The following is an 18,702-nucleotide window of genomic DNA, read 5'->3' as shown; positions in this document are numbered from 1 at the left end:
TACCGGGCGGGCGTGCTGCTTGCGGAACGCTATCGCACGTCCGAGATCCTCGGCCATGGTGGGATGGGCGAGGTCTATCGCGGGTGCGACGAAATCCTGGGTCGCCCGGTCGCAGTGAAGCTCCTCCGGCCGGACCTGCGCGATCCGTTCGCGGCGGCACGGTTCCGGCGCGAGGCCCGGGCGGCCGCCATGGTGCGGGATCCGCACGTCGTCGCGGTCTACGACTTCGGCCACTCCAACGGCGAGTACTACCTGGTCATGGAGCTGCTGGAGGGCCGCAGTGTCGCGCACGAACTCGCACTGCGCGGTCCGCTCCCCCCGGACCGCGCGGTCGGCATCGTCCAGCAGGCGGCCCGTGGGCTCGCGGCCGCGCACCGGCACGGCATCGTGCACCGCGACATCAAGCCGGACAACCTGCTGATCGACGTCGACGGCTCGGTGAAGATCGCCGACTTCGGCATCGCGCACTCGCCCGGCGGAACCATCACGCCGGCGTCGTCGGGCCTGATCCTCGGCACCAGCCTCTACCTCGCCCCTGAGCGGGCCCTGGGACAGCCGGCCACGCCCGCCACCGACGTGTACGCCCTCGGCTGTGTGCTGTACCAGCTGCTCACCGGGCGTCCGCCGTTCGAGGGCGAGAACCCGACCGTGGTCCTCTCCCAGCACGTCCAAGCCACGCCGACCGTGCCCGAGGAAGTTCCGGCACCGGTCGCAGACCTGATCCGTCGGATGCTGGCCAAGGAGCCTGCGGAGCGTCCGACGACCGACGAGGTCGCTTCCTGGGCCTTCGCCGACCCGCGAAACGCGAGGACGGCCGAACTCCCTCCCCCACCGCTACGCCGAAACCGGCGGGCGGTTTTCCTGGCCCTGGCCGCGCTGCTCACGCTCGCAGCAGCGGTGATCATCGGCCTGCTCACGGCTCAGGACCCTGGTACGCCGCCGGCGCCGGCGGATGTCGCCCCGTCCGGCGCCCCACGGCAGACGGCTCCACCGCCCAAGGCGGTCACGACCCCGACCGCGACGGCCTCGAAGGCGACCACCAGAACCCCACCCGCCACCTCGGCACAGCCGACGGCGACCACCCGGACCCCGACGGCGTCGCAAACCGCCACCAAGCAGCCTCCGGGCAAGCACAAGCCGAAGCCCCGCAAGACCGGCAAGCACTGACGACTCCAACATTCCAAGCAATGCCTTGACATCGGATCCAGCCTGGCGCATATTCCAAGCATGTCTTTGGAAAAGGATCCGCGGCGGACGCGGCTGCTGAGTGACCCGCTGGCGATCCGGGCGATGGCACATCCCGTCCGGCTCGACCTGCGGTCGCTGCTGGGGCGTGAGGGACCGATGACCGCGGCGGAGGCCGCGCGGCATCTCGGGATCAGCCAGGCGCTGGCATCCCATCACCTGCGGCAGCTGGCGAAGTACGACTTCGTCGAGCCTGCTCCGGGCAAGGACAACCGCGAGCGGCCGTGGCGCCTGGTGTCGACGTCGCAGTCCTGGCGGGACGCGATGCGGACACCCGAGGGCGCCGCGGCCGCCGAGGTCCTCGAGCAACTGATGGCCGAGCGCGCCCTCGACGACCTGGCGAAGTGGCAGCAGCAACGGCTGCACGAGGACCCGGTGTGGCGCGACAACTCCGGCATCGGCCAGACCGGGGTCTACCTGACCGGCGAGGAGCTCGCCGAACTCGTCGGGCAGATCGACGCGCTGCTGCAGCGCTGGGTCGACGCGCGGCCCATCGACGACAAGTCCACCCGCCCGCCGGGCAGCCGGCACGTCTCGTTGACCCAGATCCTCACCATCTCACCGGAGCAGGAGGAGCGATGAAGGACTTGTGGGGCGTCCTCGCGCGGCAGCGCGACTACCGGCTGATGCTCGGCGCGGGCCTGATCTCGCTGATCGGCGACTGGCTGCTGCGCACCGGACTCGCGTTCCAGGTGTACGTGCTGACCGGCTCGACGCTCGCGTCCGGCGGCCTGCTACTGGCGTCGTTCCTCCCGGCCGTCCTGCTCGGCTCGCTGGCCGGCGTCTTCGTCGACCGCTGGAACCAGCGGAGCACGATGATCGTGACGAACGTGCTGAACGCGCTCGTCCTGATCCCGCTGGTCGCCGTCCACGACGCGAGCACGATCTGGATCGTGTACGGCGTCGTGCTCGCGCAGAGCTGTCTGCAGCAGTTCTTCACGCCGGCCGAGCAGTCGCTGGTCCCGGTCCTGGTGAACTCCGATCAGCTCGTGACCGCGAACGCGCTGAACAGCCAGATTCGCGATCTCGCCCGGCTGATCGGCGCCGCGCTCGGCGGTGTGCTGGCGGCCGCCGGCGGGCTGACGTTGCTGGCGCTCGGGGACGCCGCGACGTTCCTGATCGCGGTCGGCCTGGTCGCCGCGATGCGGCATCGGCAGCAGCGGCCCGAGACGACAGAGGAGACCGCGGGCGGGGCGATCAAGCGGCTGAAGGAAGAGTGGGCCGAGGGGCTGCGGCTCTGTGTCGCGGGGCCCGCGATGCGGCTGGTCTTCGTGTTCTGCCTGGTCACCGGGGTCGGCGAGGGCGTCATGAGCACACTGTTCGCGCCGTTCGTGAGTGCCGAGGTCGGCGGCGACGGGAAGGTGTACGGACTGATCGTGTCGTCGCAGGCGATCGGCGGGATCATCGGCGGCCTGGTCGCCGCCGCGATCGGATCGCGGTGGCCGGCGGCGACCCTGTGGGGCATCGGCGCGCTCGCCTTCGGCCTGATCGACACCGCGCTGTTCCTCTACCCGCTGGTGTCCAGCAGTGTGATCCCCGCGTTCGCCTGCATGATCGTGGTCGGCCTGCCCGGCGCGCTCACCATCGCCGGCATGATGACGGTCTTCCAGAACCTCACCGTCGACGGCACCCGCGGCCGTATCTTCGGCGCGGTCGGCGCCGCCGAGAGCGTGGCCGTCCTGGTCGGGATCGCCGCGGCCGGCTTCCTCGGCGACGCCGTCGGCATCATCCCGGTCCTCGTCGTCCAGGGCCTCGGGTACGTCGCCGGCGGGCTCGTCGTCCTCAGTCGGCGGCGGATGCTGGCGCCGCGGCCGGAAGCTGTTCTTCCTCAGCCGGCTTGACCCGGTGCAGCCGGACCCGCGCGACCCGGCGGCCGTCCATCTCGGTCACGGTCAGGGTGTGGGTCTCGAACGCGACCTCGTCGCCGGTGGACGGGACCTTCCCGAGCCGGGCGGCGAGGAAGCCGCCGACGGTCTCGTACGGGCCGTCGGGGAGCTCGATCGCGGTGGCGTCGGCGAAGTCGTCGAGGTTCAGCAGGCCGTCGACCTCGATGTCTCCGCTGCGCAGCCGGGTGGTCTCGGCCGCCTCCTCGTCGTACTCGTCCTTGATGTCGCCGATCAGTTCCTCGACCAGGTCCTCGAGCGTGACGATGCCGGCGGTGCCGCCGTACTCGTCGAGCACGATCGCCAGATGCGTGCTGCGGCGGCGCATCTCGGTCAGGGTCGGCAGCAGCTTCGCGGTGTCCGGCAGCATCAGGACCTCGCGGGCCAGGTCGCCGACCCGCACCGAACGGGTCGCGACCGCCGGGTCGAACAGGTCCCGGACGTGCACGAACCCGACGATGTCGTCGGCCGAGCCGTTCATCACCGGGTACCGCGAGTGCGGCCGCTCGGCGGCGAACTTGACCGCCTTGTACGCCGGCATCTCCGCGTCGACGAAGTCGACCTCGGTGCGCGGCAGCATCAGCTCGCGCAACTGCCGGCTGCCGGCCTCGAAGACGTCGTCGACGATCTTGCGCTCCTCCTCGCCGAGCGACTCGTGCGCCGAGACCAGGTCGCGGAGCTCCTCGTCGGTCATCACCTCACGGTTCGCGTTCGGGTCGCCGCCGAGCGCGCGGACCACCAGGTCGGTCGACTTCGACAGCAGCCAGATCACCGGCCGCGCGCCGGACGCGATCCGGTCCACCAGCGGCCCGAGGGCGAGCGCGAATCCTTCCGCCCGCTGCAGCGCCAGGCGTTTGGCGGCCAGCTCGCCGAGCACGATCGACACGTACGAGATCAGGATCGTGATCAGCACCAGCGCGACCGTGTCGGAGACCGACTCGGGCAGGCCGAGCTGCTGCAGCTTCGGTGAGAGGCCGTCGGCGAGGGTCGCGCCGCCGAAGGCGGCGGACAGGAAGCCCATCAGGGTCACGCCGATCTGCACGGCGGACAGGAACCGGTTCGGGTTGGCGGCCACCTTCGCGACGATCTCGCCGCGCCGGCCGCGGTGCGAGAGCGCCTTGAGCTGGCTTTCGCGGAGCGAGACCAGGGCCATCTCGGCCGCGGCGAAGACCCCGCCGATCAGCACGAAGACCAGGATCAGGACGATGTTGAGCAGGGTGTCGTTCATGGGTGGGTTTTCCTAGCGCCCTCTCGTCGACAGTCGAGAGGGCGGGCGTTGGGCGTAGTCGTCCATCTACCAACTCTAGCGGTGGGCAGTCCCACCGTGCATGTTCGAGTTTGTTGGTTTACGATGATTCCTGGCCGGACGCGTCGTACGGCCGGGAGGGTCACACGATGAACACACCCCGCGGCGTCCGCCGTACCGACACCAAACTGTCGGACGGCCGCGAGCTGATCTACTACGACCCGGCCGACGCGCCGGCCCGGGTGCCGCTCGAGGACACCCGCGGGCTGCCGGCCCCGCAACCGCAGATCGAGCTGCGCACCGACCCGCTCACCGGTGACGTCATCTCCTACGCGACCCACCGCAACACCCGCACCTACCTGCCGCCGGCCGACCAGTGCCCGCTGTGCGCGAGCAAGCCGGGCAACCCGACCGAGATCCCGGACCACGACTACAACGTCGCGGTCTTCGAGAACCGGTTCCCGTCCTTCGCCGGCCCGGGCCGGACCGAGGTGATGTGCTTCACCAGCGACCACAACCAGTCGTTCACCGACCTCTCCCAGGGCCAGGCCCGGCTGGTCGTCGACACCTGGGCCGACCGGACCGCCGAGCTCGGCGCCCGCGACGACGTCGAGCTGGTCTTCCCGTTCGAGAACCGCGGCCGTGAGATCGGCGTCACGCTCAGCCACCCGCACGGCCAGATCTACGCCTACCCGTTCCTGCCGCCGCGGATGCGCACCCTGATGGCGCAGGCGCGCAAGCACCAGGAAGTTGCCGGCAGCAACCTGTTCGCCGACGTGCTGGCCGCCGAGCGCAAGGAGGGCACCCGGGTCATCGCGGAGAACGGCAACTGGACCGCGTTCGTGCCGGAGGCCGCTCGCTGGCCGGTCGAGGTGCACCTGTACCCGCACCGCCAGGTCGGTGGCATCGACGAGCTGTCGGTCGGCGAGCGCGACGACTTCGCCGAGCTGTACCTCGACGTCCTGAGCCGCTTCGACGGCCTGTACGGCGAGCCGCTGCCCTACATCGCGGCCTGGCACCAGGCGCCGGTCCGGATCGATCGCGAGCTCGGCTACCTGCACCTGGAGCTGTTGTCGATCCGGCGGGCCAAGGACAAGATCAAGTACCTGGCCGGCTCCGAGTCCGGCATGGGCGCGTTCATCAGCGACACCCGGCCCGAGGACGTGGCCGAGACCCTGCGGAAGGCTGGCTCGTGAGCTTTCAGGACGTTTTCGGTACCGCGCCGGACGGCAGCTGGCGCGCGCCGGGCCGGGTCAACCTGATCGGCGAGCACACCGACTACAACGACGGCGTCGTGCTGCCGATCGCCCTGCCGAACCAGATCGTGGTGACCGCCGCCCGGCGCACCGACGGCCGGGTCGCGGTCACGTCCGGCGGGCACACCGGTGTGGTCGAGTTCGCGCTCGACGACCTCGCGCCGCACTCGGTCGGCGACTGGGCGGCGTACCCGGCGGGCGCCGCCTGGGTCCTGCGCGAGTCCGGGTACCCGATCGGCGGCGCGAACCTGCACTTCGAGTCCGACCTGCCGTCGGGTGCGGGTCTGTCGTCGTCCGCGGCGCTGCTCTGCGCGACCGCCGTCGCGCTGCTCGGCCTCGTCGACGTGGAGGTCGACCCGGCCGAGGTCGCCCGGCTCGCCCAGCGCGCCGAGAACCAGTACGTCGGCGCGCCCGTCGGCCTGATGGACCAGACCGCGTCGATGTGCTGCACGGCCGGTCACGCGCTCGCCTTCGACATCCGCTCCGGCGCGCTGGACCAGATCCCGTTCGACCCCGAGGCCGACGGCCTGCGGCTGCTCGTGGTGGACGTGAAGGCGCCGCACCGGCACGCCGACGGCGAGTACGCCGCGCGCCGGAAGAGCTGTGAGCACGCCGCGGCCGCACTCGGCGTACCGGCCCTGCGTTCGGTGGAGTACGACGGGCTGGACGGCGCGCTCGCGCGCCTCGACGACGACGTCGACCGGCGCCGCGTCCGGCACGTGGTGACCGAGATCAAGCGCACCGAGGACGCGATCGCACTGATGCGCGCCGGCCGGCTGCGCGACGTCGGGCCGCTGTTCACCGCGTCGCACGTCTCGTTGCGCGACGACTTCGAGGTCACCGTGCCCGAACTCGACGTCGCGGTCGACGCGGCGCTCGAGGCCGGCGCCCTCGGCGCGCGGATGACCGGCGGCGGTTTCGGCGGCTGCATCATCGCGCTGGTCGAGGCCGCGACGGCCGACTCCGTGCTGGCGGCGATCGAGAAGGCCTTCGCGGAGCAGGGATTCAGCGCACCGACGTCGCTCGCCGCGACCCCGTCGGCCGGGGCCTCCCGGATCAGCTAGGTCAGCTAGGAAGCGATCACCAGGTCGCAGCCCGTATCCCGCATGGCCTTGCGGGCCGCGGTCGACAGGCCGTCGTCGGTGACGATCACGTCCAGGTCGGACCAGGTCGCGAAGGTGCTGAGACCGACGGTCCCCCACTTGGTGTGGTCCGCGACCACGACGACCTCACGGCTCGCCGCGATGAACGACCGGTTGGTCTCGGCCTCCATCAGGTTCGGCGTGCTCAGTCCGTGCTCGGCGTCGACGCCGTGTGCGCCGAGGAACAGCAGGTCCAGGTGCAGCGAGGCCAGGGCCGCGGTCGCGATCGGTCCGACCAGCGCGTCCGACGGCGTCCGGATGCCGCCGATCAGCACGACGGTGCGGTCCGAGCGCCCGTTGCCGTGGAACACGTCGGCGATCCGCGCCGAGTTCGTGACAACTGTCAAGTTCTCCACCCGCAGCAGCTGACGGGCCAGCGCGTACGTCGTCGTACCGGCGCCGATGCCGATCGCGCTGTCCGGCTGGACCCGGGTGGCGGCCTCGGCCGCGATCGCCTGCTTGGCCGCGGACTCCTGGGTGAGCTTGGCGTCGAAGCCCGGCTCGTGCGCGCTGCGCAGCCCCACCGAGGTGGCGCCGCCGTGCACCTTGTGCAGCAGGCCGCTGGAGTCCAGGGCGTCCAGGTCGCGCCGGATCGTCATGTCCGAGACGCCGAACCGGTCGACCAGTTCGGCCACCGTGATCGCGCCCCGGCTGTTGACCTCGGCAACGATCGTGGCCTGCCGCTGGGCGGCCAACTGGCCGCCGCGGCCGCGTGGCGGTTCTGCTCCGGCTGCGTTCACGCCTCACAGCCTAATCGCGGAACGTCCCGCTGTCAGGGAAATGTGTTGCCCGGCCGGTGGCAGCGCGTCACGCTGGAGCATGCGATTTCCCGAGGATGTCCCCGAGCTGACCGACGGCGTGGTGACCCTGCGTGCGCACACGGCGGACGACGTCGAGCCGGCGTACCGGATGTGCCAGGACCCGGTGATGCAGCAATGGACGACCATCCCGGTCCCGTACCTGCACGAGCACGCGGTCGGCTACCTCACCGAGATCATCCCGGCCGACTGGCGCGAGAACACCTCGTGGGCGTGGGCGATCGAGTACGACGGGACGTACGTCGGCACCGTCGACCTGCGCGACGGCGAGGGCGGGGTCGGCGAGGTCGGCTTCGCGGTGTCGCCGGACGTCCGCGGCCACGGGGTGATGACGCGGGCGCTTCGGCTCGTGGTGCGGCACGCGTTCGACGGGCTCGGCTGGGACCGCGTGATCTGGCGCGCGTACGTCGGGAACTTCGCGAGCCGGCGGGTCGCCTGGAAGACCGGATTCCACGGCCTGGTGACGATTCCGGGCGGCGGGTTGTCGCGCGGTGTCCGCAAGGACGAGTGGGTCGCGTCGATCGGTCGCGACGACGAGCTCGAACCGCACGGCCACTGGTGGACGGTGCCGGTGCTCGACGGCGGTGCGATCCGGTTGCGGCCGCTGCGCGAATCGGACGCGCAACGGGTGATGGAGGCGTGCGGCGACGAGCGGACGCAGCAATGGCTGACCGGCATGCCCTCGCCGTACGGGCTGGACGACGCCAAGGGCTTCATCAACAACCGGCCCGTTGCCGCGGCGGAGGGCGAGGCCGTGGCGTGGGCGATCGCGGACGCGGTCACCGACGAGCTGCTCGGCAACGTCAGCGTCTTCGGGATGAACCACCGGATGGACAAGACGGTCGGCGAGCTCGGGTACTGGATGCACCCGGACGCCCGCGGCCGCAAGGTGATGTCGAGCGCCGTCGAGCTGGTGATCGCGCACGCGTTCCGGCCGATCGAGGACGGCGGCCTCGGCCGCCGCCGGCTGGTGGTGAAGTGCGCCGCCGGGAACACCGCCTCCGCGCACGTTGCCGAGGCCAACGGCTTCACCCGGGTCGGCAACGAGCGCAGCGCCGACCGGCGTCGCGACGGCAGCTACGACAACCTGCTCACCTACGACCTGCTCGCCGGCGAGTTCAGGGGTTGACCCCGGCGACTCCGGCGCGGTATCGGTGACCCGCTGCAGGCACAGGTTTACGGCGAGTTGGTGACAAACGACACCGGTTCCCCTCGCCGTGGCGCGATCGGGCTGCTTGAATCGACGGGTGAGAGATCGTGAGGAACTCGTCCGCCGTTGGCAGGCCGGGTGGTCCGTCTCGCGGGGCTGGACCACGGTTGAGGACGACAACGACGGCATCCTGATCGTCCGGGCAGGTGAGGAGAGCCGGCCGACGGAGTACGTCGTACTGGATGCCGACAACAAACCGGAGCGGGTGGAACGAGCCGCCCAGCTGGCCCTCGCCGACGGCGGCGGGCGCGGCTCGGGCTGGATCACGCTGGCCACCGACGACAAGGAGGCCCGGATCGAGCAACTGGAGAATCTCGGCCTCGAGGTCCAGCAGGACCAGGACTGGCTGATGACGATCCAGCTCTCGGAACAGCCGGCCCTGAAGCTGCAGGACCGCTACGCGCTGCACACCGAACTCGAGGACGACCTGATCATCACCCGCGCCACGATGCACGGCGGGGTGGTGTCGAGCGGCCGGATGGCGGTCGTCGGCGAGGACGCGGTCGCGGACCGGATCGAGACCGACCCGGCGCACCGCCGGCGCGGACTCGGCAGTGCGGTGATGGCGTCGCTGGTCGAGGCGGCCGCGGCGAAGGGCGCCAAACGCGGCATCCTGATCGCGTCCATCGACGGCCTGCGGCTGTACCGCAGCCTCGGCTGGAAGGTCATCTCCGACATCGTCATCGCCCGCTCCCGCTGACATTCAAACGATTGCCATAGTCAAACCGTTGTAAAGCGCGCTCTGCGCAGGAGTTGGCAAGCTCTTGCCTGGGCAAGGCTGCACAGCATGACGAACCACAGACGTCCCACGCGCAACGGCGTGGTGGGTCCGCTCCTCGCCTCCTTGTCGGCTCTTGCCCTGATGGCTGGGGTCGGGTGGTTCGTCATGCGTACTACGGACAGCAGGGTGACGAGCCAGGAGACGCCCGTCACGACGATGACGACCGCTGCCGACGACGCCCCGTCGACGACCCCGGTCCGTCCGACGAGTCCGTCGTACACACCTCGCCGTACCCCGTCCCAAACCCCCACCACCACCAGGAGCGTCACGCCGCGGCCGACGCGCTCGACGACGGCTCCGAGCCGGGGCGGCACGCGGACGCCCCGGCCCAGCACGTCGTCACCGACGCCCACGCGCTCCGCGACCCCGACGCCGACCAGGACGACCAAGACCTCCAAGCCCGTCGGCGGATCCGGCCCGGCCGAGTCGCAGGTCCTGGACCTGACCAACCAGGAGCGGGCGAAGGCCGGCTGCGGGCCGCTGCGGACCAACAAGGCCCTCACGCAGGCCGCCGAGGCGCACGCGGCCGATATGGTCGACCAGCACTACTTCGCGCACGACAGCCTCGACGGCCGCAGCCCGTTCGACCGGATGAAGGCGGCCGGATTCCGCGGCGGCGCGATGGCCGAGAACATCGCCGTCGGCTACTCGACCGCGGTCGTGCAGGGCTGGATGAACAGCCCGGGCCACCGCGCGAACATCCTGAACTGCTCGTACACGATGATCGGCATCGGCTACGACAGCGGCCTGGTGAAGCCGGACTGGGGCAACGGCAGCTGGGTGCAAGATTTCGGCGGGTGACTCGCCAGTTCAGTCAATCGTTTTCTTCAGGATTCGTTAAGAGGGTCATCGGCTCTGTAACGATGACCTCGCGCGTCGGTTAAGGTCGCTGTTCGGTGACCAGGGGGGACCTGGCTGTAGCACGGGGAACGACGCGCAACTCGGTACGAAAAACGAAGAGGATTCGCCCATCCCATGACGGATTCGCCTACCCCCCGGCGGCACCGCGGCAGTAGACGAGCTCCCCGCAGGAGCCGTGGCCTGGTCGGCCCGATCGTCAGCGCGCTCTCGGTCCTGGTCGCGATCGGCCCTGTGGTCTGGCTGATGTCTCGCGACACGTCCCGGGTCGACGACACCGCGAAGGTCCTGAACGTCTCCGAGGAGAGCCGCGTCGACGGTGGCTCGGCGGTCGAGGGTACGACGGCCGGCACCCCGCTGATCACCATCACCAAGACCTTGCCGAACGGCCGCACGACCACTGCCGTGCTCGGAACGCCGGCCCTCGGCGGTGCCGCGAACTCCACGACGACCGGCACACCGACCATCTCGGGTACGCCGAGTGACACGCCCGGCCACGCGCTCAGCACGCCGACCGCACCCACCGTCGGCGTGACCACCGTGACCGTGCGGCCGACCACGCCGCGCAGTACGGAGACGAAGACCGGCCGGCCGCGGCCGACGAAGACCGCGACCACGACCGGTACGCCGACCAAGACCCGGAGCACCAGCCCGACCCCGAGCGACACCCCGGAGCCGCCGACGAGCGGCGGCGGGACGAACACGCAGGAGCGGCAGGTCCTCGAGTACACGAACCAGATCCGGGAGCAGCAGGGCTGCGGCCCGCTCCGGCTGGACAGCGCGCTCGTCGAGGCAGCCGGGAAGCACGCGTCGGACATGGTCCGGCGGCATTACATGGACCACACGAACCCCGACGGACAGGACCCGGGCGACCGGATGGCGGCCGCCGGGTACCGCGGGTCGAGCTGGGGCGAGAACATCGCGGCCGGCTACGACAGCGCACAGAAGGTGGTCGCCGCCTGGATGCAGAGCGACGGGCACCGCAAGAACATCTTGAACTGCCGATTCACCTCGATCGGCATCGGGTACGACCCCGGCCGGGTGCGGTCGGACTGGGGACCCGGCAGTTGGGTCCAGGACTTCGGCCGAAGCTGAGGCCGGGCCGACATGGTTGTCATTGTGCCTAGAACACCGAGTGTGGCCGGAATGTTGTCCCACGGTCACAATGTCCGGCCGGTTCGCGGTCGGTCGCGGCGGGTAGATCCGTCCTTGTCATGTTGCCGGACGTTCCTGGGGGGCTCCGGTGAGACGGCTGGTGAGGCGTCTCGATCTGGCGAGGAACGTCTTGGGGGCGCGACTTTGAAGGGAACAACGAAATAATGTCCGAGTCCGGCAACGGCCGGTACAAACCGCGCCGGAAGGCGACCCGAGCGGCGTCCCGCTCGACGCGGTCCGGCAACCGGTCCACTCCGCCCGCGGAATCCACCCCGGCCGCTCCGCCCGAGCCGCCGCGCTATGCGCCGCGGACGAGCGACGAGTCGCCGTTCTGGGCGAGTGCACCGAAGGGCGGCTCGTCCAGCGAGTCCCCGTTCTGGGCCAACGGCAACCAGTCGCGCCCCGCCACACCCCAGTACGCCCCTCGCGGTGCCCTCCCCAGCTACACCGCCCCCGACACGACCTCTGGCCTGCCCACGCGGCCGGCCGAGGAGTCCACCTCAGGTACGGCGAACCGGCGACCTGCCGGTGGTACGCCGTCCTGGGTCGAGCAGTCCCTCACGGGCGACACCGAACCACCGAGCCGCGCCCGCCGAGCAGCCCGCTCCGAGCCCCCAGCCCCCCTGGGCGAAACCGCCGGCACCTGGTCCTCCCGCCGAGCCACCGACGACTGGGCCACCCTGGCAACCCCGCGCTCCGAGTCCACCCGAGGCTCGGACGGCGCCGGCCTCGCGGGCGGTGCGAGGGGTGCCGGGACCACGGCTGCTGACGACCTAGCCAACGCCGGACGTCGGTCAGCCCCTCGAAACGAGGCGGCAGACGCCGGCGCGGCAGCCCTAGCAGCAGCCGGCCAAGGCACACCAGCCGCAAGCACCAACGCCTCCGGCGTCGGCGCGGACGACCGAGCGGCGGCACGCGCACGCGCCACAGAAGCCGGACTCGGCGCAACAGGCATCGCCGGTACTGCCTTCGGCGACGACCGAGCGGCGGCACGCGCACAGGCGGCGGAAGCCGGCCTCGGCGCGACCGGCTTCGGCACGGAGCGCGCGGACGGTCACTCCGCGACAGGCGCACAGGCTTCCGAAGCCGGGCTGGGTGCAACCGGCCTCGGTGGAACCGGCTTTGGCGGGGAGCGGTCGGGAGTAGGTGCGCGGGCGGGTGAGGCTGGTGTGGGTGGAGCTGGCTTCGGGGCTGATCAGTTGGACGGTCGCTCGACGTCAGGCGCCTTCGGTGCGGCTGGTGTCGATGATGCGGCCGCGCATGTTGCCGGTGGTGGGCGGGGAGCTTCTGGGCCGGGAGGTTCTGGGCGTGGGAGTTCCGGGCCTGGCGGGCCGGGACGGCGGGCTGCGGCTCGGTCGGCGGCTGCGGAGCGGGCCTCGCGCGGGCGGCGGGCTTTTATCGCTATCGCGTCCGTGGTGCTGGTGATCACGCCGATCTCCTGGATCCTGCTGCACCAGCCACAGAACGACGATGCCGACGCGTCCGTGCCGATCGTCACGCGTACCGACGACACCTACATCACCCCGACCACGAAGGCGGCCAAGGTCACCCCGTCGGCCAAGGTCACCGTCCCCCCGACGGCGACCCCGTCGGCGACCCCGACCAGCACCCCGTCGGCCACCCCCTCGACCACGCCGACCGAGAGCCCGACCGACACCCCGACCGACAAACCAACCAAGTCGTCGACCCGCACCCCCACGGTCGCACCAACCTCGGCCCCGACGTCCAACCCCACCACGGCTCCCACGTCCCCGGGCCGCACGGTCACCACGCCCGGCCCGACCCAGACCACCACCACAACGCCCCCACCGCCTCCGGTGGACGGCGGTATGGACGCCAACGAGAAGCAACTCTTCGACATGATCGACAACGCCCGGGTGGACAACGGGTGCGCACGCCTGAAGCAGGACCCGAGCCTGACCAACAGTGCCGAGGGGACGGCCGGCAGCCGCGCCAAGACGGGCAGCGGGATGAACGACTCGTCCGGATCGCAGGTCGGCGCAGGCGGGGACAAGATGAGCGCCCAGCAGGCTTATGACGACCTGATGGCGGACAGCAAGGGCACTGTTCTGAACTGCAGCCTCGACACGCTCGGCGTCGGGTTCGGTACGGCCGAGCGATGCACGCTCTTGCTCTTCTGCACCGACCGCAACGTCTGGGTGGCGAACTTCTCGTAGTAACCCCCGCACGATTCCTCCCGGTTGGTGCGACCATGGTTTTGCGACCTGGTCCACCAACCCGGGGGAGGCTGGATGTTTTCCGAGCGTGATGACGTGGATCGGGTGGAGCCGGCGCATTTCGGGATTCATCCGGACGCGCTGGCGGCGGAGCGGCCGGATCCGCGGCCCGAGGAGGCCCGGCGGATGGGGCTGAGCCGGCATACCGAGGAGGGCGCGGTGCTGTCGTTCGCGTCGTCGCTCGACCGCGGCAAGCCGGCGCACCGGATGATGGCCTGGATCCTGCTCGTCACGTTCGCAGCGCCGGTGATCTACATCCTGCTCGTGCTGCTGTAGAACTCCTGCCGATGCCGCTGCGGCGTCGTCCCCAGCACGCCGTGGAAGTGATGCCGTAACGCGTCGCTGCTCCCGAACCCGCTCTCCGCGGCCACCCGCTCGACCGGCAGATCCGTTGTCTCCAGCAACAACCGCGCCCGGTCCAGCCGCTGCCGCAACAACCAGGCCTGCCCCGAGCTCCCGGTCCGCGCCCGGAACTGCCGGGTGAAGGTACGCCGGGACATCGCCACCGCCCCCGCCCACTCGTCGAGCGAGACCGGCTGGTCGAGCCGCGCCCGCGCCCACACCATCGCCTTCTCGATCACGTCGTCGGCCGGGTCCGGCGGCACCGGCACCGGGATGTACTGCGCCTGCGAGCCGCTCCGGTGCGGCGCGACCACGATGTCGCGGGCAACCTTCTCGGCCATCTCGACCCCGAGATGCGTGCGCACCAGGTGCAGGCAGCAGTCCAGCGAGGCCGCCGTACCGGCGGACGTCACCAGATCCCCCTGATCCGACCACAGCACGTCCGCCCGCACGTTCAGCGACGGGTACCGAGACCGCAGCTCGTCCGCGAACCGCCAGTGCGTCACCACCTCACGTCCCGCGGCGATCCCACTCTCCGCGACCAGGAACGCCCCGAGGCACAGCCCGACCACGGTCGCACCTCGCGCGTGCGCCTGCCGGATCGCGTCCAGCAGTACGTCGGGCGCGACCAGCCCGGGCTCCCAGCTCGGCAGCACCACGACATCGGCGCGCTCCATCACCTCGAGCCCGTGGTCCACCGTGATCCCGAACCCGGCGCTGGTGGGAAACGACCCGGGCTGCTCGGCACACACCTGTACGTCGTACCGGTCCGGCAGGCCGCGGCGCTCGCCGAGGACCAGGCACGGCACGGACAGGTGGAACGGGCTCATCCCGGGATACGCGAGAACCGCGACAGTACGCATGAGAACAGTATGGCCCGATCTTCGGAAACTATGGCTCCCGGGCCAATGGTGAGACGGGCCACCAGGACGGAGGATCGTGGTCATGAAGATCACGCACATCGGCGGCCCGACCGCCGTCCTGAACCTCGGCGGTCTCACGTTCCTGATCGACCCCGCGTTCGACGAGCCCCGGGAGTACCAGCTCCCGGGCCGGGTGATGAAGAAGCTCACCGGCCCGGCGATCCCGGCCGCGGAGCTCGGCCCGGTCGACGTCGTCCTGGTGTCGCACGACCAGCACAAGGACAACCTCGACGACGCCGGGCGCGCACTGCTGGCCGGCATCCCGACGGTGCTGTCGACGCCCGACGCGGCCACCCGCATCTCCGGCGTCCGCGGCCTGGCGAACTGGGAGTCGGTCGACCTGCCGCGTCCGGACGGCGGCGTGATCACGGTGACCGGCGTACCCGCGCTGCACGGGCCGGAGGGTGCGGAGGAGGTCCTCGGCGTGGTCACCGGCTTCGTGCTGCAAGGAGACGGACTGCCGACCGTGTACGTCTCCGGCGACAACGCGTCGCTCGGCCTGGTGAAGGAGATCGCCGACCGGTTCGCGCCGATCGACGTGGCGGTCCTGTTCGCCGGCGCCGCACGCACCACGCTGCTCGACGGAGCCAACCTGACCTTGACGTCCGCCGACGCGGTCGAGGCCGCGCGTCTGCTTGCCGCCGCCGTCGTCGTACCGGTGCACACCGAGGGGTGGGCCCACTTCACCGAAGGCCCCGACCAGTTCGCAGCCGCCTTCGCGGAGGCCGGTCTGTCCGACCGCGTGAAGCTCCTCGACCACGGTGTCGCGACCGACCTTGATTGAGCACTTGACGAGCACGGAGCGTGACGGATAGCGTGTGCGACCGCCGGGGGGAACCGGCAGTTCGTGTTCATCGGGCCGGGGGGACATCGGCCCACTGCCAAGGGGGAATTCCTTGTTCGTACGACGCTTCCGCACGCTCTTTTCCGCCGCCACGGCCGCCGTGGTGCTGGCCGGTTCGGCGGCGCTGGCACCACTGCAGGCCGACGCGGCGATCACCGTGGTCCTGAGCGGCATCCAGTACGACCCGCCGGGCGCCGACGTCCGGACGAACGCCCAGCTGAACAACGAGTTCTTCACCGTGCGCAACATCAGTTCGCGGCCGATCAACCTGTCCGGCTTCCGCGTGCTGGACGCCGCCAACCACCTGTTCGTGTTCCCGCGCGGCTACGTCCTGCCGGGGCAGTCGACGGTCATCGTCCGCACCGGCAAGAACCGCAACCGCGCGCTCACGCTGTACTGGAACCAGAGCTGGTACATCTGGAACAACACCGGCGACACCGCCCGGTTCCAGACGCCGGCCGGCAAGACCTTCGACACCTGCACCTACAAGGCCGTCACCGGCCGCTACCGGGTCGCCTGCTAGCCGCGCGTCGCGGGCGCGGGGTCGGCGCCCTCCGGGATCCACTCCTGGACGACGATCTCGTCGCCGACCCGGATGGTGCCCGGGGCAAGCACTGCGGCCTTGACGCCGAAGCTCACCCCGCCGCCGTAGGCGGGCTCGCGGCGGTACGTCGCCAGCGTCCGGGTCGGTTCCGGCCCGGACTTGGCGCCGGTCGCCTGGTCCACGGTCGGTACGGCGCAGCGGATGCCGCGCGCGGAGTACCCGATCCCGACCTCTCCGGCGGTCATCCGGAGCACCCGGTCCTCGGTGTGCGGCTCGTCCCAGCCGGAGACCACCAGGTTCGGCCGGAAGCGGTTCATCGGGATCGCGTCGCCGCCGCGCTCGAGAATGCGGGCGTTCAGCCCGTCGAGTGACGACTGCGACGTGATCATCAGCGCGTGCGCGTCGCCGAAGCCGGTCAGCCCGCGGTGCGCGCCCCACCCCGGCCGCTCGTGCTCGGGCGTCACCCGGACCAGCGCCGCCGGGGTGCCGAGCCGCTCGGTGAACCACTGGTCCGCGGCCGGATCCTGGACCACGCCGAGCCCGAACCACTTCTCGAACAGGCTGACGTCGCGCCGCTTCCCGTCGTACCGGATCCCGATCTCGAGATCCGGCGCGCCCGGCGCCGACAGCCGGAGCGCGTCACCGGCCACCTCGGCGTGCAGCGTCGCCATGGCCGGCAGCTTGCGCTGGCTGAGGAACGTCCCGTCGGGCTGGACGAGCATGAACAACCGGTCGTTCAGTAATCCGGTCGGTCCGACCTCAGCGGTCTCGACGGGGATCCCGGCGAGGCCCTTCACCGGGTAGTAGGCCAGGGCAGCAACCTTCACGACAGACACAGGCTCAAGCCTAACCGGCCTTGCTCTGTTGAAACGTGTTGAGTTATGTTTGAACACGTGGAGGACTTCGCAGCTGCCTTGCAACAGGTACGTCGGCACGCGGGCCTGAGTTACCGCCGGCTGGCCGAGCGCGCGCACTACTCACATCCACAGCTGATCCGCGCGACCAGCGGCAAGCAGTTGCCGACGTGGGACGTGACAGCGGCCTATCTGCGGGGTTGCGGCGTCCCGGCGGACCTGATGCCCGTCTGGCGCCGGCGTTGGGAGCAGGCGAGCCGCGACCCGCGCGACATCGTCGCCTTGCTGGAGAACGCGGCGACCCTCGAGGACCTGGGTGCCGCGGTCGCGGCCCTCACGCGGCCGCGCTCGCTGCGGGCTCTGGAACAGCAGACAGGGATCCCGCGGGCGACGATCCAGGCGTGGCTCCAAGGCACCCGGCTGGCCGGGCGGGACCGGCTGGACCACCTGGTCCGCTCGGTCGGCGCCACGCCCGAGGAGCGTGCGGCAGTCGCCCGCACGGCGGCTCGGCTCAGCGCCGACGCGGGGCAAGCGCGGGGCCGCGTCAGCTCCGGAACACCGAGGCCGGTGCGCGCGGCGTGAGGTAGCCCTCCGCGTCGGTGAGCGGGGCCGCCTTGCCGGCGAGTTCGCCGAGCGGCATCACGTCGTACGGCGGTTGCGCCCGGCGGCCCGCGTCGGTCAGGTCGGGTACAGGTTGGCGCGACGCGACCATGATCACGTTCCCGAATCCCTTGCCGCGCAGGATCTTCCGCTCCGCGAGCACCACACCCGCCCCGATCGCCGCCTGAACGGTCGCCGCCGTCCGGCGGACGAACGGCAGGCCGGCCTTGCCGTCGATCAGGTTCGCGACCAGGACGCCGGTCGGCCGCAGCACCCGCGCGCACTCGGCGAAGAACTCCGCCGTCACCAGGTTCGCCGGGACGGCCTCGTGCTCGAAGGCGTCCAGGATCACCAGGTCCATCGAGTCGTCGTACACCTCGGAGATGCCCGCACGGCCGCTGACCGGGCGGACCTTGATCCCGGAACGCTTCGGCAGCGGCAGCGCCTCGCGGACGTAGTCGGTCAGGTCCTCGTCGGGTTCGAGCACGACCTGCCGGGACCGCGGGCGGGTCACGGCGACGTACCGCGGCAGGCTCAGCGCGGCGCCGCCGACGTGCAGCACCGCGACCGGCTGACGCCGCGGCGCGACCGCGTCCACGACGTCACCGATCCGGCGCATGTACTCGAACGCCAGGTTGCCCGGGTCCGCGAGATCCACCTGCGACTGCGGCGACCCGTCGACCCGCAGCACGAACGTCCCGTCGTGCTGCACCTCGACACTGGCTAGCCCGGAGCCGACCTTGCGTTCCACCGGGCCATCATTC

Annotated in this window: 19 protein-coding genes; 14 read left to right on the top strand and 5 right to left on the bottom strand. The window is 70.9% G+C overall.

The features are described 5' to 3' along the window. Nucleotides 1-12: 12 nt before the first annotated feature. Genes AB0I12_RS35915 through AB0I12_RS35905 form a run of 3 tightly spaced genes read left to right on the top strand, consistent with a single transcriptional unit; the run spans nt 13 to nt 3,086 of the window. The gene (locus AB0I12_RS35915; protein WP_359938687.1) at nt 13-1,167 is read left to right on the top strand and encodes a protein kinase; all 1,155 of its coding nucleotides are present in this window, start codon (nt 13-15) and stop codon (nt 1,165-1,167) included. Nucleotides 1,168-1,227: 60 nt separating this feature from the next. Beyond that, nucleotides 1,228-1,827 carry a helix-turn-helix domain-containing protein gene (locus AB0I12_RS35910; RefSeq protein ID WP_359938684.1) on the top strand — a complete coding sequence of 200 codons (600 nt, stop codon included), beginning with the start codon at nt 1,228-1,230 and terminating at the stop codon, nt 1,825-1,827. Continuing rightward, nucleotides 1,824-3,086, top strand: a complete 1,263-nt coding sequence (locus AB0I12_RS35905) for an MFS transporter (RefSeq protein ID WP_359938681.1) — start codon at nt 1,824-1,826, stop codon at nt 3,084-3,086. Before AB0I12_RS35910 ends, AB0I12_RS35905 begins: the two co-directional genes overlap by 4 nt. On the opposite strand, the gene AB0I12_RS35900 is transcribed toward AB0I12_RS35905, so the two are convergent. Then, on the bottom strand, nt 3,028-4,356 hold the full coding sequence (locus tag AB0I12_RS35900) for a hemolysin family protein (protein ID WP_355696226.1): 1,329 nt from the start codon (nt 4,354-4,356) through the stop codon (nt 3,028-3,030). The two genes, AB0I12_RS35905 and AB0I12_RS35900, sit on opposite strands and share 59 nt — an antisense overlap. A gap of 167 nt (nt 4,357-4,523) precedes the next feature. On the opposite strand from AB0I12_RS35900, the gene galT reads away from it, so the two are divergent. Both galT and galK read left to right on the top strand, forming a co-directional pair. Then, nucleotides 4,524-5,570 (top strand): galactose-1-phosphate uridylyltransferase, encoded by a 1,047-nt coding sequence (gene galT, locus AB0I12_RS35895; protein ID WP_359938678.1) that lies wholly within the window; start codon nt 4,524-4,526, stop codon nt 5,568-5,570. Next, on the top strand, nt 5,567-6,694 hold the full coding sequence (gene galK, locus AB0I12_RS35890) for a galactokinase (protein WP_359938675.1): 1,128 nt from the start codon (nt 5,567-5,569) through the stop codon (nt 6,692-6,694). The genes galT and galK overlap by 4 nt, the downstream gene beginning before the upstream one ends. A gap of 5 nt (nt 6,695-6,699) precedes the next feature. On the opposite strand, the gene AB0I12_RS35885 is transcribed toward galK, so the two are convergent. Next, nucleotides 6,700-7,512, bottom strand: coding sequence for a DeoR/GlpR family DNA-binding transcription regulator (locus AB0I12_RS35885; protein WP_359938672.1), 813 nt, complete (start codon nt 7,510-7,512; stop codon nt 6,700-6,702). A gap of 79 nt (nt 7,513-7,591) precedes the next feature. Here AB0I12_RS35885 and AB0I12_RS35880 point away from each other — a divergent pair, with 79 nt between their 5' ends. From AB0I12_RS35880 to AB0I12_RS35855, 6 genes are all read left to right on the top strand, one after another. After that, nucleotides 7,592-8,719, top strand: a complete 1,128-nt coding sequence (locus AB0I12_RS35880) for a GNAT family N-acetyltransferase (RefSeq protein ID WP_359938669.1) — start codon at nt 7,592-7,594, stop codon at nt 8,717-8,719. A gap of 118 nt (nt 8,720-8,837) precedes the next feature. Further along, the gene (locus tag AB0I12_RS35875; protein WP_359938666.1) at nt 8,838-9,500 is read left to right on the top strand and encodes a GNAT family N-acetyltransferase; all 663 of its coding nucleotides are present in this window, start codon (nt 8,838-8,840) and stop codon (nt 9,498-9,500) included. Nucleotides 9,501-9,686: 186 nt separating this feature from the next. Continuing rightward, nucleotides 9,687-10,382, top strand: coding sequence for a CAP domain-containing protein (locus AB0I12_RS35870; RefSeq protein WP_359938663.1), 696 nt, complete (start codon nt 9,687-9,689; stop codon nt 10,380-10,382). A gap of 174 nt (nt 10,383-10,556) precedes the next feature. Continuing rightward, on the top strand, nt 10,557-11,534 hold the full coding sequence (locus AB0I12_RS35865; RefSeq protein WP_359938660.1) for a CAP domain-containing protein: 978 nt from the start codon (nt 10,557-10,559) through the stop codon (nt 11,532-11,534). Between the two features lie 1,472 nt (nt 11,535-13,006). Next, nucleotides 13,007-13,771 (top strand): hypothetical protein, encoded by a 765-nt coding sequence (locus tag AB0I12_RS35860; RefSeq protein WP_359938657.1) that lies wholly within the window; start codon nt 13,007-13,009, stop codon nt 13,769-13,771. Nucleotides 13,772-13,846: 75 nt separating this feature from the next. Next, complete coding sequence (locus tag AB0I12_RS35855) at nt 13,847-14,107, top strand: hypothetical protein (protein ID WP_355696210.1); 261 nt, start codon at nt 13,847-13,849, stop codon at nt 14,105-14,107. Here AB0I12_RS35855 and AB0I12_RS35850 read toward each other — a convergent pair. Next, nucleotides 14,083-15,036 (bottom strand): helix-turn-helix domain-containing protein, encoded by a 954-nt coding sequence (locus tag AB0I12_RS35850; RefSeq protein ID WP_359938654.1) that lies wholly within the window; start codon nt 15,034-15,036, stop codon nt 14,083-14,085. The genes AB0I12_RS35855 and AB0I12_RS35850 overlap by 25 nt on opposite strands. A gap of 82 nt (nt 15,037-15,118) precedes the next feature. Here AB0I12_RS35850 and AB0I12_RS35845 point away from each other — a divergent pair, with 82 nt between their 5' ends. Both AB0I12_RS35845 and AB0I12_RS35840 read left to right on the top strand, forming a co-directional pair. Next, nucleotides 15,119-15,880: an MBL fold metallo-hydrolase gene (locus AB0I12_RS35845; protein WP_359938652.1), complete on the top strand. Its 762-nt coding sequence runs from the start codon at nt 15,119-15,121 to the stop codon at nt 15,878-15,880. Nucleotides 15,881-15,992: 112 nt separating this feature from the next. Then, the gene (locus AB0I12_RS35840) at nt 15,993-16,463 is read left to right on the top strand and encodes a lamin tail domain-containing protein (RefSeq protein WP_359938649.1); all 471 of its coding nucleotides are present in this window, start codon (nt 15,993-15,995) and stop codon (nt 16,461-16,463) included. Here AB0I12_RS35840 and AB0I12_RS35835 read toward each other — a convergent pair. Then, nucleotides 16,460-17,320 carry an MOSC N-terminal beta barrel domain-containing protein gene (locus AB0I12_RS35835; RefSeq protein ID WP_359938646.1) on the bottom strand — a complete coding sequence of 287 codons (861 nt, stop codon included), beginning with the start codon at nt 17,318-17,320 and terminating at the stop codon, nt 16,460-16,462. The genes AB0I12_RS35840 and AB0I12_RS35835 overlap by 4 nt on opposite strands. Nucleotides 17,321-17,365: 45 nt before the next feature. Here AB0I12_RS35835 and AB0I12_RS35830 point away from each other — a divergent pair, with 45 nt between their 5' ends. Then, entirely contained in the window at nt 17,366-17,920 is a 555-nt protein-coding gene (locus AB0I12_RS35830) for a helix-turn-helix transcriptional regulator (protein WP_359938643.1), read from the top strand. Here the strand turns inward: AB0I12_RS35830 and AB0I12_RS35825 are convergent. Then, nucleotides 17,883-18,689 carry a fused MFS/spermidine synthase gene (locus AB0I12_RS35825; RefSeq protein ID WP_359938640.1) on the bottom strand — a complete coding sequence of 269 codons (807 nt, stop codon included), beginning with the start codon at nt 18,687-18,689 and terminating at the stop codon, nt 17,883-17,885. The two genes, AB0I12_RS35830 and AB0I12_RS35825, sit on opposite strands and share 38 nt — an antisense overlap. Nucleotides 18,690-18,702 lie beyond the last annotated feature (13 nt).

This window comes from Kribbella sp. NPDC050459 (genome assembly GCF_040655315.1).
Classification (GTDB): Bacteria; Actinomycetota; Actinomycetes; order Propionibacteriales; family Kribbellaceae; genus Kribbella.
Note: the sequence above shows the minus strand (reverse complement) of the source record. Positions and strands in the feature narration are given on the sequence as shown.